The sequence below is a fragment of the Paenibacillus mangrovi genome, assembly GCF_022898935.1.
Taxonomy (GTDB): Bacteria; Bacillota; Bacilli; order Paenibacillales; family Paenibacillaceae; genus Paenibacillus_AQ; species Paenibacillus_AQ mangrovi.
The window spans coordinates 149,499-163,466 of record NZ_JALIRP010000003.1; the positions used below are offsets into that span (position 1 = coordinate 149,499).

The 13,968-nt window shown below is 48.5% G+C and carries 16 protein-coding genes and 1 riboswitch; of the genes, 6 read left to right on the plus strand and 10 right to left on the minus strand.

All coding sequences use genetic code 11. The features are described 5' to 3' along the window. Positions 1-13: 13 nt before the first annotated feature. From ctaG to MUG84_RS08910, 7 genes are all read right to left on the minus strand, one after another. Entirely contained in the window at positions 14-925 is a 912-nt protein-coding gene (gene ctaG, locus MUG84_RS08880) for a cytochrome c oxidase assembly factor CtaG (RefSeq protein WP_244723903.1), read from the minus strand. A gap of 99 nt (positions 926-1,024) precedes the next feature. After that, the gene (locus tag MUG84_RS08885; RefSeq protein WP_244723905.1) at positions 1,025-1,348 is read right to left on the minus strand and encodes a cytochrome C oxidase subunit IV family protein; all 324 of its coding nucleotides are present in this window, start codon (positions 1,346-1,348) and stop codon (positions 1,025-1,027) included. A 3-nt stretch (positions 1,349-1,351) separates the two neighbouring features. Continuing rightward, positions 1,352-1,969, minus strand: coding sequence for a cytochrome c oxidase subunit 3 (locus tag MUG84_RS08890; protein WP_244723907.1), 618 nt, complete (start codon positions 1,967-1,969; stop codon positions 1,352-1,354). Continuing rightward, a complete protein-coding gene (gene ctaD / locus MUG84_RS08895) occupies positions 1,966-3,816 on the minus strand; it encodes a cytochrome c oxidase subunit I (RefSeq protein ID WP_244724914.1) in 1,851 nt (616 codons plus the stop codon). Before ctaD ends, MUG84_RS08890 begins: the two co-directional genes overlap by 4 nt. 77 nt (positions 3,817-3,893) lie before the next feature. Next, positions 3,894-4,937 (minus strand): cytochrome c oxidase subunit II, encoded by a 1,044-nt coding sequence (gene coxB, locus MUG84_RS08900; protein ID WP_244723926.1) that lies wholly within the window; start codon positions 4,935-4,937, stop codon positions 3,894-3,896. Between the two features lie 365 nt (positions 4,938-5,302). Continuing rightward, positions 5,303-6,052 carry a type I methionyl aminopeptidase gene (map, locus tag MUG84_RS08905; protein WP_244723930.1) on the minus strand — a complete coding sequence of 250 codons (750 nt, stop codon included), beginning with the start codon at positions 6,050-6,052 and terminating at the stop codon, positions 5,303-5,305. 196 nt (positions 6,053-6,248) lie between these two features. Then, positions 6,249-6,437 carry a hypothetical protein gene (locus MUG84_RS08910; RefSeq protein WP_036651115.1) on the minus strand — a complete coding sequence of 63 codons (189 nt, stop codon included), beginning with the start codon at positions 6,435-6,437 and terminating at the stop codon, positions 6,249-6,251. Positions 6,438-6,779: 342 nt separating this feature from the next. Between MUG84_RS08910 and MUG84_RS08915 the strand changes: the two genes are divergently transcribed. The 4 genes from MUG84_RS08915 (at position 6,780) to MUG84_RS08930 (ending at position 9,822) form a co-directional block, all read left to right on the plus strand. After that, positions 6,780-7,802: a serine hydrolase domain-containing protein gene (locus tag MUG84_RS08915; protein WP_244723933.1), complete on the plus strand. Its 1,023-nt coding sequence runs from the start codon at positions 6,780-6,782 to the stop codon at positions 7,800-7,802. Between the two features lie 104 nt (positions 7,803-7,906). Beyond that, on the plus strand, positions 7,907-8,191 hold the full coding sequence (locus MUG84_RS08920) for a transposase (RefSeq protein WP_244723936.1): 285 nt from the start codon (positions 7,907-7,909) through the stop codon (positions 8,189-8,191). Positions 8,192-8,485: 294 nt separating this feature from the next. Continuing rightward, on the plus strand, positions 8,486-8,827 hold the full coding sequence (locus MUG84_RS08925; RefSeq protein WP_244723939.1) for a DUF4870 domain-containing protein: 342 nt from the start codon (positions 8,486-8,488) through the stop codon (positions 8,825-8,827). A gap of 98 nt (positions 8,828-8,925) precedes the next feature. Continuing rightward, positions 8,926-9,822: a diacylglycerol/lipid kinase family protein gene (locus MUG84_RS08930; protein WP_244723943.1), complete on the plus strand. Its 897-nt coding sequence runs from the start codon at positions 8,926-8,928 to the stop codon at positions 9,820-9,822. Between the two features lie 63 nt (positions 9,823-9,885). Here MUG84_RS08930 and MUG84_RS08935 read toward each other — a convergent pair whose 3' ends face one another. Together MUG84_RS08935 and MUG84_RS08940 are read right to left on the minus strand one after the other, a co-directional pair. Next, entirely contained in the window at positions 9,886-11,253 is a 1,368-nt protein-coding gene (locus MUG84_RS08935; RefSeq protein ID WP_280521250.1) for a nucleobase:cation symporter-2 family protein, read from the minus strand. Positions 11,254-11,320: 67 nt separating this feature from the next. Beyond that, a complete protein-coding gene (locus MUG84_RS08940) occupies positions 11,321-11,893 on the minus strand; it encodes a xanthine phosphoribosyltransferase (RefSeq protein WP_244723946.1) in 573 nt (190 codons plus the stop codon). A gap of 145 nt (positions 11,894-12,038) precedes the next feature. Next, a riboswitch (purine riboswitch) is annotated at positions 12,039-12,139 on the minus strand. Between the two features lie 199 nt (positions 12,140-12,338). On the opposite strand from MUG84_RS08940, the gene mscL reads away from it, so the two are divergent. Beyond that, complete coding sequence (gene mscL, locus MUG84_RS08945; protein WP_244723949.1) at positions 12,339-12,827, plus strand: large-conductance mechanosensitive channel protein MscL; 489 nt, start codon at positions 12,339-12,341, stop codon at positions 12,825-12,827. Positions 12,828-12,872: 45 nt separating this feature from the next. Here the strand turns inward: mscL and MUG84_RS08950 are convergent, their stop codons facing one another. Next, entirely contained in the window at positions 12,873-13,178 is a 306-nt protein-coding gene (locus MUG84_RS08950) for a hypothetical protein (protein ID WP_244723964.1), read from the minus strand. Between the two features lie 147 nt (positions 13,179-13,325). Here MUG84_RS08950 and MUG84_RS08955 point away from each other — a divergent pair, with 147 nt between their 5' ends. Beyond that, a complete protein-coding gene (locus tag MUG84_RS08955) occupies positions 13,326-13,961 on the plus strand; it encodes an NUDIX hydrolase (RefSeq protein ID WP_244723967.1) in 636 nt (211 codons plus the stop codon). Positions 13,962-13,968 lie beyond the last annotated feature (7 nt).

The window sequence follows — 13,968 nt, forward strand, 5'->3', positions numbered from 1 at the left end:
GTATATCAGCAGACTACGCACGGTTCATGGAACCTTCGCTATACTCACCCGGCACCATATCGTTGTCTTCTTTATTTTCTTGCTTATACCAACGAAAAAATACTTTCGCCAGCATGGTTGCAAAAATAAATTCTTGAAAGAATTTCATCACGATTCCGCCAACCTGCTGATCTACCTTTGTACTCATAATGTTGAAAAAGGTTGGACCGCCAAAAGCCTCCAATAGCTTCGACGGATCTCCGGGCACGCAATATCCCATCGCTTGCGCCCATGCATTCGGATCGCTGTACGTAGCGTACAATGGCTCGATAGAGAAAATAATCAAACCGCAGGCTGGTGTCAACAGCACCATATTCAAGAAGATATAGCCGATCTTGGCGAGTCCCGAGGCTTTATCCTTCTCTGGCAGCGGATTAATCAAAGTCCACCACATCAGAATGGCTGCAATAAACAGCACCAAATAGTATATCCGGTGAAGCGTAAAGTGCAGCATGACATAGTCATGAACATCCGGGAAGTGATAGAAAGAGAATAACCCGTTAAACAGGACTGCAGCAACGATAGGACGCGCAAGGAAGCCCAGCTTCTTGAACGGATTGATCTTGAGTATGACTCTCCACAACCATGCCGGGATCCCCATCATGAGCAGCGGCGGTGCAACAATAAACGACAGTGCCATCGATGTCATATGAAACGTAAACATCAAGTGTCCTAGCAGACTGATCGGCCCGCCTTGAGCAAGGTACAGGATAAACATACCGCAGACGAAGCTGATCTTTTTGCTTAACGGCACAGGCTCAGAACCGGCAATCCTCTCACTAAGCGGTCCGATAACAACAAAATACGCAGCCGTCACGATCAGCATAAAAGCGAGAAATAACGGACTGAACAAAGCGCTAAAGCTAAAATATTCTAACCCCAGCATGTTAAAACCTCCTCTCAGGCAGCATCATATCTGTCGAAATTGTGACATCTCGCCTTCACTGAAAAAAAGAGGGGGCAAGAGCCCGCCTCTTTTTCTATTTTACCACCAAACCCAGTACAGAGCCATAACGATGGCTGTACCTGCTATGAAGAATCCGCCAACCATAAACAGGATCGGCATCATATGCCCCCGGTCTTTTAAGTGCATCCAGTAGCCCATCTGCACGAAGACCTGAAGTACAGCCATAGCGAGGAGAAGAATTACCGTAAATGCGGGATTCACTCCGCCGGCAGCGACTGCTGCAAAAGCTATAGCTGTCAGAATGATGGAGAAAATGAATACTATAATATGCTTCTGAGGTCCCTCGTGACGTGCGCTGTGCTTAACAACATCACGACTTGCCTGGCGATCTGCAGTAGTCATGTCTTAGCCCACCTTTCCAAGCAGGTAAACGACCGTAAAGATGAATACCCACACGACGTCGATAAAGTGCCAATACATTGCTGACACATAAACCTTAGGTGCCGTTACGACCGTCAATCCTTTTTTGAACAGCTGTCCGATAATGACAGAAATCCAGAGCACACCGAATGCTACGTGAGCCCCGTGGAAGCCAACCAATGTATAGAACGAAGAACTGAATGCACTGGTTGTCATACCGAATTTCTCGGCAGTTACATAATCAGCAAATTCATAAATTTCAAGACCCAGGAAGCCCAGACCCAAAAGAACGGTAACCATTAACCACACGCGAAGCGCAGCTACTTTATGACGGTGCAGGGCCTGAACGGCGAATACACTGGTCAAGCTGCTGACGAGCAGGATCAAGGTTGCTGCAGCGGTCATCGGCAAATGGAAAAGCTCATTTGCGGTAGGACCTTCATTCGTTTGATTGCGGAGCGCAAGGAATGTTGCGAACAGGGTACCGAACAGTACGGCTTCTCCACCAAGGAAGAGCCAGAAGCCGAGTACTTTATTACGGCCTTCTAACGTCGCTTTTTCCGGTTCTTGTGGCAATGCGCCGTCTGCATGCGTTGCACTCATGCTTTTACCCCCTCTTCTTCCAGCTCTTCAACTTCGATGTGCCAGCCGTGATCGTCATACAGGGAACGCAGCAGCATGGAACCGAAAGTGATAACGAGTCCGATAATAACGACAATCCAGTTGTTGAAGATCAAGCTCATAAAGGAATTCGAGAAACTCTCTTTACTGAACATGAATCCAAGACCAGCGATGAAAATACCGACGGACATAACGAAAGGAAGAATGGTCGGCGAAGGCATATGGATCGGTCCGATCGGTTCCGCAGGAGTCATTTCTTTGTTGCCAGCCATTTTTTCTTTCCAATAAGCATCGATGCCGCGAACAAGCGGAATTTGCTTGAAGTTGTACTCTGGCGGAGGAGATGGGATCGCCCATTCCAGTGTACGTCCATCTTCCCAAGGATCGTTAGCAACGCCTTTAGGCTTCGTAGCCGTTACGATTGCGTTGATCAGGAAGAAGATAACACCGATACCCATCGTAATTGCACCAATAGTACTGATCAAGTTCAGCGTATCGAAGTTTTGGTTAGGCAGATAAGTAAATACGCGACGTTGCATACCCATGAGACCCAAGAAATGCTGTACGAAGAAGGTCAGATGGAAACCGATAATAAAGAACCAGAAAGACAATTTACCAAGTGTTTCGTTCAGCATACGGCCGAACATCTTAGGCCACCAGTAATGAAGACCTGCAAGGATACCGGATACGAGAGCACCAACGATAACGTAGTGGAAGTGCGCTACGACGAAATAGGTATCATGGAACTGGTAGTCGGCAGGAGCCGATGCGAGCATAACCCCTGTTACACCACCCATAACGAAGGTAGGGATAAATCCGATCGCAAACAGGTTCGGGCTTGTAAAGCGAATCTGTCCGCCCCACATGGTGAACAGCCAGTTAAAGATTTTGATACCCGTAGGTACCGCGATAAGCATTGTTGCAATCGAGAACAGTGCGTTCGCAACCGGACCAAGGCCTGTTGTGAACATGTGGTGAGCCCAAACCATGAAGCCCAGGAAGGCAATCAGGATGGTCGCAAACACCATGGAGCTGTAACCGAAAAGACGCTTGCGCGAGAATGTCGGTATAACCTCGGAAATAACGCCGAAAGCCGGCAGGATGAGGATATACACTTCAGGGTGACCAAATATCCAGAAGATATGCTGCCAAAGAACGGGGTTACCGCCGTTGGCGACTTCAAAGAAGTTGGCTCCCAAAATACGGTCAAACGAGAGCAGTACCAAACCAACCGTTACGGCTGGGAATGCGAACAGGATCATCGCAGAAGTAATGAAGGATGTCCATGTAAACATTGGCATTCTCATAAAGGACATTCCCGGTGCACGCATCGTAATGATCGTAGCCAGGAAGTTGATGCCCCCGATCAGTGTACCAAGACCGGCGATCTGAAGGCCGACGGTGTAAAAATCCACACCATGCGTCGTACTGTAAGTATGTGTTGAGAGCGGAGTATAAGCCGTCCAGCCCGCATCAGGCGCGCCGCCCATAATCCAGCTCAGGTTGAGCAGTAGGCCGCCGAACAGGAACGTCCAGAAACCAAGTGAGTTCAGAAACGGAAAGGCGACGTCGCGCGCACCGATTTGCAGCGGGATGACCGCATTCATCAGTGCAAAGATCACAGGCATAACGCCCAGGAAGATCATCGTCGTACCGTGCATTGTAATCAGTTCGTTAAATGTTTGGGCTGATACAAAATCGTTCATCGGCTTGATCAGCTGCAAGCGGATCAATATCGCTTCGATACCGCCGATTCCAAAGAACAAACCGCCAGCCAGTAAGTAAAGTATGGCAATTTTCTTATGGTCGACTGTCGTAAGCCAATCCATTAAGCCCTTATGGCGCTTGACACTATGAGCATGAGCCAAGGTTGGTACCCCCTCTTATAAAATCTTGCTGTTATTGCTTAGTACTCCAATTTGTAGTTAGCCAAGTAATCGGCAATGCCATCGATTTGTTCATCTGTCAGACCCAAATCTTTTGGAGCTGGCATTTTGTTGCCCTGTTTCACAGCTTGTGGATCTTCAAGCCATGTTTTCAGGTTTTCCTTAACCGGTTTACCTCCGTCTTGACCTTCATTCAGCAAGATACCGGCAACAGATTCACGGGAACCGATGCCTGTAAGATTCGGAGCTACTGGACCCCCTTGATCACCAACAGCATGGCAAGACAGGCAAGAATTTTTGAATGTTTCAGCCAGAGCTTGATCTTTAGGCAGAACAGCAGGCGCTTTCATTGCTGTAACCCATTTATCGAACGAATCCGGGCTTACAGCCTTGACCTTGAATTCCATCAGAGCGTGTGACGCACCGCAAAGCTCGGCGCATTTACCGCGGTAAACGCCTTCTTTATCCGTGCTGAAGCTGAACCGATTGATGGTTCCATCCGGGTTCGTATCCATTTTACCGGACAGGGATGGCACCCAGAAGGAGTGAAGCACGTCAGCAGTTTTCAGCTCAAAAGCAATGTTTTTGCCCGTTGGAATGATCAGTTCCTGAGCGGTGTTTACACCGTACTGAGGATATTCAAACTCCCACCAGTATTGGTGCGAAGTTACCTTAACCTGTACGGAACCCTTTTCATTATAATGATCGTCACCAAAAGCAAAGATCTGCTGAACCGTAGGAACAGCAAGAATAAACACCAGAATAAGCGGAATGACTGTCCAGATAATCTCCAGCTTGAAGTTACCTTCTACTTGTTCAGGTATTTCTGTTTGTCCCTTTTTCCTGCGGAACTTAATCAAAACGTATACCCCAATTGCAAATACGACGACCAGGACAGCGACCATGATCGTGATTGAAAGCTTCATCAAATCATACTGTCCTTGCGCCACAGGCCCCTGTGGTCGTAATGCCGACAAGTCCTCGCGGCCGCACCCGGCTAAAAGCAGAGAAAATACTGCGAGCAAGGGAACAAGTCGCTTTACAGCCTGCCACCGTTTCATCATTGATCTACCCCACTTCGTACATTTTCACAGGTGCCGCCAAAGAAACTTTTGGCAGTCAATCACCTGCGCTAGAACGGATGAATCACTACTGTCAATTAAAACAATCACCTATTTAATATAAATTTAAGGTACTATTTTGTCAATGATTCTGACCTAGTTCACAAATTGTTCGAAAAGTGCTTAAAGTCGCGCCACACAAGCATTTGCAATCGTTTCCACCGTGCTACCATTCCCTTTTCGACCCCTGGTTTGGAACCTTATTTATCCTTTTTCGTATACCCACATTTCAACTCTTTCATTCATTTTCCCCCTTTTTCCAAGCTTTGAATCGTCAGCTTTCAACAAAAAAGGAGCCTATGCGGCTCCTAATTGGTGAGTATTAGTGGTCCTTCATCCGTGATTGCAATCGTGTGCTCGAACTGAACACCGGGTGTACCGTCCGCTGTCTGGATGCTCCAGCCGTCATCATTCCAGAGAACCGCCCCGGTTTCACCCAGCGTGAATATAGGTTCAACGGTTATGACCATCCCCTCTTCCAGACGGACGCCGTCGCCGCGTTTGCCGTAACTAGGCACATCCGGCGGCTCATGAATTCGTTGACCGATGCCGTGTCCCACCAAAGGCTTAACAACGCCATATCGTCCCTTTCGCGCTGCCTTCTCGATAACATATCCAATGTCGCCTATGGTATTGCCGATCCTCGCCTGATCAATACCTTTATAAAGCGCCTGTTCTGTCTTCAGCATCAGCTTCTGCAGCGGCCTGCTCAGCACCCCCACACCATAGCTCCAGCCGGAATCGGCAAGCCAGCCGTCCTTGTTGACGACAATATCAATGGTCACCACATCCCCTTCCGATAAAGGAACATCATTCGGAAAGCCATGGCAGACGGTATCGTTGACGGAAGCACAGGTCGCGAACGGAAATCCTCGGTACCCTTTTTGCTCCGGAGCCGCTCTGTGTTTGGCCAGATACTCTTCTACAAAAGCATCAATGGCAAGCGGCGTCACCCCGGGCCCGATCATCTTTGCAATTTCCTGATGGCAAGCGAATAGAATACGGCCCGCTTCCCGCATATAGCTGATTTCTTCCTTGCTTTTCAAGCTTATCTCCATGCTGCACTCCCTTTCGTACACGCTTTTACGCCCATCTAACCGGGAATGTTACACTATATGCATCAAGGAGCCCGTACCGCCGTTTGCAGCACAAAAAAACCGCTTCCGCGAAGATTCTCCGCAGAATACGGTTTGATTCATTATATTCGTTTATTTAATTCATTATATTCGTTTATTTATGCTGGCACTGAAGTGATTATGAAACAGAAGAATTCATTCTTCCCAATTCATGCTCCACAACCGAGGTCAACTCTTCTTCGTACCCTCCCATAATATGATATTTCCGGACGTATTCCTTAACAAATTTCTTCGGATCCTTTGGCCGGAAAATCCGTGTCATTTCCCGCAGACTTTCTTTTACTTCGTTATGACCTTTCGTTGCCATGATAGTTCCCTCCCAAAACACTTGAATGGATTGCTCCAATTAAGAGAATGCCGAAAAGACCTTACCTGACATGAAGAAGTAGTCGTTTGCAGTTAGTTATAGGTTTGGGCTGAACGCTCCCGGCGCCGCTTAAGGTACTGGAATTAACATACCCTAAAATGGCAAAGACTGTATCACTCCTTTCATTGTAGCATATTCTGCTGCCGAAAACAGCTTTCCAAAGAAATGAATGGATTTTTATATTGAATTTAAAGGTTCTTATCTTTGATCATCGGTTATTCGGGTTAAGTTAATAATAACAATAGATATTTACGTTTGCGTGACATGAAAGGAGACTTGAACATGGAAAGCCACGACATTCTGCGATTTCAAACGCCATCATACAGAACACCGTCATTTTCTTACCAGCCGCCGGATAAATCGGGATCAAAACAGCCTTTGCTGGACAAGGTGGATGCGGAGATTAGCAAGTCTTTTCCAAAAATGAGAAGTCTTCTAGTTGTTCGCCACGGTCAGCTTATATACGAAAAATATTATAACGGTCACGAAAGCGGATCACTGAATGATCTGAGGTCCGCCACAAAAAGCTTTACGTCGATCCTAACCGGAATCGCTGCGAGCCAAAGTCAGCTGCCTGGCTTGGATGAGCCGCTTCTGAGCATACTTGGCCGTTACGCCACCAGAAAAACAGATCCTGCACTACATGAAGTCCTTACCCTCCGCAGGCTGCTAACCATGACGACCGGAATGGCCTGGCAGACCGGCAAGAAGCTGGGAGAGCCGATGATCCGCCGTTTTCATCAAAGCAGACAATGGACTTCCTTCGCCCTCTCCCTGCCGGTGGATCCGGAGATGATCGGGCGTTTTCAATACCGCAGTATTGATACGCATCTGCTCTCTGTCATTTTGTCGGAATGCACAGGCCAGGATGCTTACTCATACGCCAGGGAGCATCTGTTTGAACCGCTCGGCATCGGACACTCCGCATGGGATTCCAGCCCAGAAGGCCACAGTATGGGACATGTTGGTCTGTATCTCACTTCACGGGATATGGCCAAGTTTGGTGTGTGCTGTCTTCAGGGAGGCAACTGGCAGGGACATCAGATTATTTCTTCAACCTGGCTAGACCAGGCGCTTCAGACACAGGTGGAGGGCTATCCTGCTTTTGGGGATTACGGATTCGGCTGGTGGACAGGTAAAATGAACGGTGAATCCTTCAGCTGTGCTCACGGACATGGCGGACAACAGATTTATCTGTTTCCCGCACTTGAAGCCGTGATTGTGTTTACTGCGGACACCAAAGTCCGTCGCTGGAAGAATCCCCGGCCGCTGCTGCAGCAGTTCATATTGAGCGCTTTCCGCTGACAGCCATGAAATCTGGATAATCCGCTGCAAGTCAGGGAACGTTAATAAGGCAGTTTTACGTCTTCAGCAGAATGTTTCCGACAGCGATGAAGGAGGACTCTTGGATGAAAAACAAAGACAAAGCCATGCTGCCTGTTTCCCGTGAAGAGGTTGAGGTTGACGGCATCTACACCAATGAATGGGGACGTGAGGAAACGCTGCATCGCGGGCAGAATTTCCCGTCCGATCCGATGCTGGGGACAACTGAGTGGCAGCTCAGCGAATTCCTATACGATAATCATCATGAAGGCCGGACCGATCCCCGCCTCGTTCCGAAGGAAAACGACACGGACAAGATCGGCAAAATTACGCATCCACGCAGGCAGCAGCAAGGCGGCGACCCTTCTTAAGGAAAATGTTTATCGATGTATCTTCACAGAAGACAGACCGCATTTAGTGGTAATTTTCCTTGCGATTATGGAATGGTTCAGCTTCGCTGAAAATTATGCATTCCATAATCTTAAGGAAAACGTTTATCGATGTATCTTCACAGAAGACAGACCGCATGCACAAAAGGCATCTTCAAGAGCAGGCTCCGGAATGGTTGCCAATGCTCTTGGGGATGCCTTTTTACCTTTCATAACTTGTCTTAAGACGACATATGTTTATACAACAATCCCGTTGTAAGACAAGGAGTGGTAGTGATGTCCCCTTTTTTCAAATCGTCCACTGGCCTGCCTGAAAATATCGCCGCGACGCTGTGTTATTTGTTCGCCTGTTTCGGCGGCATCGTGTTTCTTGCACTCGAAAAGCGCAGCCGCTTCGTTCTGTTCCACGCACTGCAGTCCGTGTTTGCTTTTGGCGCAGTCATGATCGCCCATGTTCTATCCGGCTTCATCCCCCTGATCGGTCCACTGATTGCAGGTCTGCTGTCCATTCTGACCCTGGTGATGTGGATCGTTCTTCTTTTCAGCTCCCTGCAAGGTAAATGGATGAAGCTCCCCTGGGTCGGCGACTTGGCCGAAAAGCAGCTTCACCATCTATAATCGATTGGTATATGTCCATTATTTCATAGTTCCCTTTTAACCTCGAACTTCTTACAATAAAGACAAAGGGTTCTTTTGAATGACATGGGGGAAAACAAATGTATTTGTTTGTAGTCAATAAAAAATCGGGCAACGGCCACGGCTATCGGACCTGGCTGAAGATCAAGAACGCTCTAGATTCCAGGGCGATCCGTTACCGCCACCTGTTTACCGAAAGCGCTGGGCAGGCAGCAAAGGTTATTGCCAACACCTTATCTGAGGCGGAGCATTGGCAAGGTGTGGCCGTTATCGGAGGAGACGGAACGATTCACAGCGTGCTGCCTATTCTGAAAGACTTTAACATTCCGCTTGCCGTGATTCCGGCAGGCTCAGGCAATGACACTGCCCGCGGCTTTGGCATTCCGCATGACCCGTTGTCTGCGCTTGATGTTATGCTCGCTGGGCAGACCAAAGCTGCCGACCTGATCGTTACTTCCAGCGGTTTTACGCTCACGGCCCTCGCTATCGGCTTTGATGCTCAGGTAGCCGAGAACGTGAATACCAGCTTGTATAAAAAAGTCTGCAATTTCTTTCGCGTCGGACGGGCCGCTTACATTGTAGGCATCCTGCATACGCTCTTGACCTTTAAGCCATGCAGCGTTAAGGTGACCTGCGACGGCGTAACAAGCACCTATCCCAATACGTGGCTTACCGCCATTACAAATGTCAAAAGCTATGGCGGCGGCCTGCATATCTGTCCCGAAGCCCATCCTGGCGACGGACAGCTCGATATTTGCATCGTCCACGGCTGTTCCAGGCTGCAGCTTCTCCGCCTATTTCCAACCGTGCTGACCGGTAAGCATGTGCATCTTCCGTTCGTGAAATTCATGCGCGGTAAAGAACTATCCATTCACTTCGAACAGCAAAGACTAGCGCTTGGAGACGGAGAGAATATATCCACCGGACCGTTTGATATTTCCGTAGAGCCGAATGCACTGCAGGTCTATGCCGTCTAGAGATATAAGACCGGACTTGTATCATCGTATATTATGAATCTTAAAAAAGAAGGGCAAGCTCGCTTACGCGGCTTGTCCTTCTTTTATAGTTGAGTCTTCTGAGTTCGGGAGTTTTCCTCCTTTAAGTCCGTTGAACAGCAGGTTGAGCACAATAGCGGTGACGCTGCCGGCCACAATGCCGTTGTCCACGAGAATGCGGGCCCATGACGGCAGTTTCAGGAAAAGATCCGGGTTCACGCTCACGCCAAGTCCCATGCCAACGGAACAAGCAATAATAAACAGATTTTCAAACTTGTTGAGATCCACCTGGCCGCCAAGCATCCGAATGCCGGATGCTACAACCATACCGAACAAGGCTACCATCGCGCCCCCTAGCACCGAAGTTGGAACAAGCTGGGTCAGCGCAGCGATCTTCGGTACGAAGCCGATGACAATCAGGATTCCCCCCGCCACGAAAACAACGTCTCTCGTTTTTACGCGACTCATTTGCACTAGACCCACATTTTGCGAATACGTAGTATACGGGAAAGAGTTGAACAATCCGCCGAGTACAATGGCCAGTCCCTCAGCACGGTAACCCCGGGCAAGATCCTTGGAAGTGACGTCCTTGTCGACGATTTTGCCAAGCGCCATAAAGACGCCTGTCGATTCCGCAATACTGACGATCGCCACGAGAATCATAGTGAGAATCGAAGAAACGTGGAACGTAGGCGTTCCGAAATAAAACGGTTTGACCGCATGGAACCAGCTCGCCTCCTTCAGAGGCGTTAGGTCTACATGTCCGGCTGCAGCCGCGACCAGCGTACCGATAACCAGGCCGATCAGAACGGAGATGGACCGGATAAATCCTTTTGCGAAACGGTTCATGAGAATAATAAACAGCAGTACCCCAAAACCAAGTCCGAGATTCAGCAAACTGCCGAATTCACCTGCTGCCTTTGCCCCCTCGCCGCCGCCAAGATCATTTAGAGCGACCGGAATCAGCGTAACCCCGATGACCGTCACGACAGATCCGGTAACTACCGGCGGGAATAGGGCAATTAATTTGCCAAACAGCCCCGAGAACAGAATGACGAATATCCCTGAAGCGATAATCGCTCCGTAAATGGCGGAGACCCCGTCCTTCATACCAATGGCAATCATCGGCGACACGGCCTGGAACGCACATCCGAGCATGACCGGAAGCCCGGTGCCGAAGAAGCGGTTGCCCCATACTTGAAGCAGTGTTGCGAGACCGCAGGCCATTAAATCAATGGAAATGAGATAGGTCAGCTGCTCCGACGAAAATTGAAGCGCTCCCCCTACAATCAGCGGCACGATCACCGCGCCAGCGTACATAGCCAGCACATGCTGGATGCCAAGCGATAAGGTTTTGAAAGGATTTCTGTTTTTCATAAAAGCACTGCGTTTCCCTTGATTAGACCGTTCCATACGGAAATCATTCCTCCCAGAAAATTGGTATATCTCAACTGATGTTCTAGCTCGCTTGATATCCCATTTATTCCGCAAAAGTGACCATACCGTTATCGAGGGCTGCGACTCTGACCAGTGACTCTACACGATAGCCTGCTTCCTTGAGCAAACGTCCTCCGGGCTGAAACGCCTTTTCGATTACGATGCCGATTCCTGCAACTTCCGCTCCAGCCTGCTCTACAATGCGGGCAAGTCCAAAAGCCGCTTCGCCGTTCGCCAAAAAATCATCGACAATCAATACCCGTTCCCCAGGCTGGATAAACTTGCGGGAAACCGTAATTTCGTTCGTTTCCTGCTTTGTGAAAGAGTATACCTTCTCTACAAAAATATCTTCACGCAGCGTCAGCGATTTCTGCTTGCGAGCAAAAATCAGCGGAACTTCAAGCTCCAGAGCAGTCATAATGCCGGGTGCAATGCCTGATGATTCTATCGTAAGTACGCGGTCGATCGACTGGTCTGCGAACAAACGCTTGAATTCCTTCCCCACTTCTTTCATGAGCACAGGATCCATTTGATGGTTCAAAAATGAGTCGACCTTCAGTACCTGATTGCTAAGCACAATTCCTTCATTCAATACTTTTTCTTTTAGCAGCTGCATTACTTTTCCTCCTTAGAATCTCGCCTGCTGTAACATCCTTCATAACACGAAAAAAAGCCCGCCTCTTCCAAACACTGCCTTGCTGGCAGCACTCGGTTACAGAGCGGACTCACGGAAACAACTACAAAGACGTCGGGATCAAGGCCCGACAATTCGTTATTCCCGTAGTCCGATCATTTCCGGTGATCGGGTAGAGACATGCAGGCCAATTCCTGCACATATACGAGAAGACATATAAAAGTTATCAAATCGAATAGACAATGCATGAAGTATACCGCAAAACCGGGATAAAAAGAAAGAGGTTTTTGATGGAGCCCACCAAAAAAGCTGCCAAAATCATTCGAAAAATGCTGATTTCAGCTCCAATCTCGTTTATACTTTAATGGCATTGTCACATACTATTCTTATTAATAGAATCATAGAAAGAAATTAGGAGGGGTACCTATTGAAAGGCTTTATTCGTGAATTCAAGGAGTTTGCCATCCGCGGCAACGTCGTTGACCTGGCGGTCGGTGTCATTATTGGCGGAGCCTTCGGCAAAATCGTGACTTCCATCGTTAACGATATTATTATGCCGCCGATCGGGTTATTGCTGGGGGGCGTCAATTTTAAAGATCTCATCATTCCGCTCAAACCTGATCTGACCCTGCCTAACGGCAGTCCGATCAACACGCTGGCTGAAGCCCAGCAAGTCAGTGCGCCGGTCATTGCCATCGGTCAGTTTATCAATACCGTTCTCGATTTTCTGATCGTGGCGTTTTGTATTTTCATGCTTGTGAAGGGCATCAATTGGTTGAAAAGAAATGAAGAAGAAAAACCCGCGCCAGAGAAAACCATCAAAGAATGCCCTTACTGCTTGTCGGAAATTCCCGCCGCAGCCACGCGCTGCGCCCACTGTACTTCTGTTTTGGAAGTGGAGACAGAGCGAGGCTAGGCAGTTTTACCCAGGGGCTAGGAAGGGCCGCGGGAGAACCCGCGGCTACAAGCCTGGCGGCCTTTGAGGCATTAAGCTGCCGATAACCTTTTTCAAATCATGGTCCTCTGTGTACTTGGCTTCCCCGGTATCCAGTTCCGTCACACGGATATATTCATAGTCCGCACCCGGTCCCACAGGTGTAAACAGCATTTTATCCGGATCGGTTAATGCCACCTGATAATTCATATCCTTAAACATTTCCACTAGCTGCCCACTGTCTGGTACCTTCCCTTTTTCAATGAACAGCAGCCCGCGCAGACGTTTGATCTCCTGCCTGTATTTCACTTCAAAATGAACGATGCATTCCATGCTGATCCTCTCTCTTTCCTAAGTGATTTCGTTAAGTAAATTAGTTTCGTTTTAACGAGATGCCTGAAGCGGCTACAGCTTGCCATTTAGCCCTGGCCTACGAGATAATAATCATGATTTCAATCACCCGGAGGTGTTTTGGCAGCCATGAGCCAGGAATTGTTTGATATTTATGATGAGAACGATCGGAAAATAGGTACTCTCCCGCGGGAAGAGGTGCATGCCAAAGGTTATCTCCACCACTCCTTCCACTGCTGGATTGCCAGAGACACACCCAAAGGACGTAAAATTCTGTTCCAGAAGCGGCAGGACAGCAAGGATACTTTCCCTGGTCTCTTTGATATTACAGCCGCAGGGCATCTGTCCGCCGGGGAAACCGCTACGGACGCTGTCCGCGAGGTGGAAGAAGAGCTCGGTATTCCTGTCCGTATGGATCAGCTGACATCCCTTGGCACCATCGATTATTACGCAACCGGCACGGCCGGCGGCAAACCTTTTATTGACCGCGAAAAATGCTTTGTTTTCTGTTACCTTCTGAACCTTCCACTTACCGCATACCGGCTCCAGCAGGAAGAAGTCGCCGGACTGTACGAAACAGATCTGGAGGATGCAATAGCGCTATTCGAAGGATCCAAATCCGTTATTTCGGCTTCAGGAATTCATTCCGTGCAGGAAAACATACAGATGCCGAAAATATTTGATACTACCTTAAGCTTACAGCAATTCGTACCTCATAAACGTGAGGATTATCTCCATGTGTTCAAAGAACTGAAGAATCTGTAACCAATGT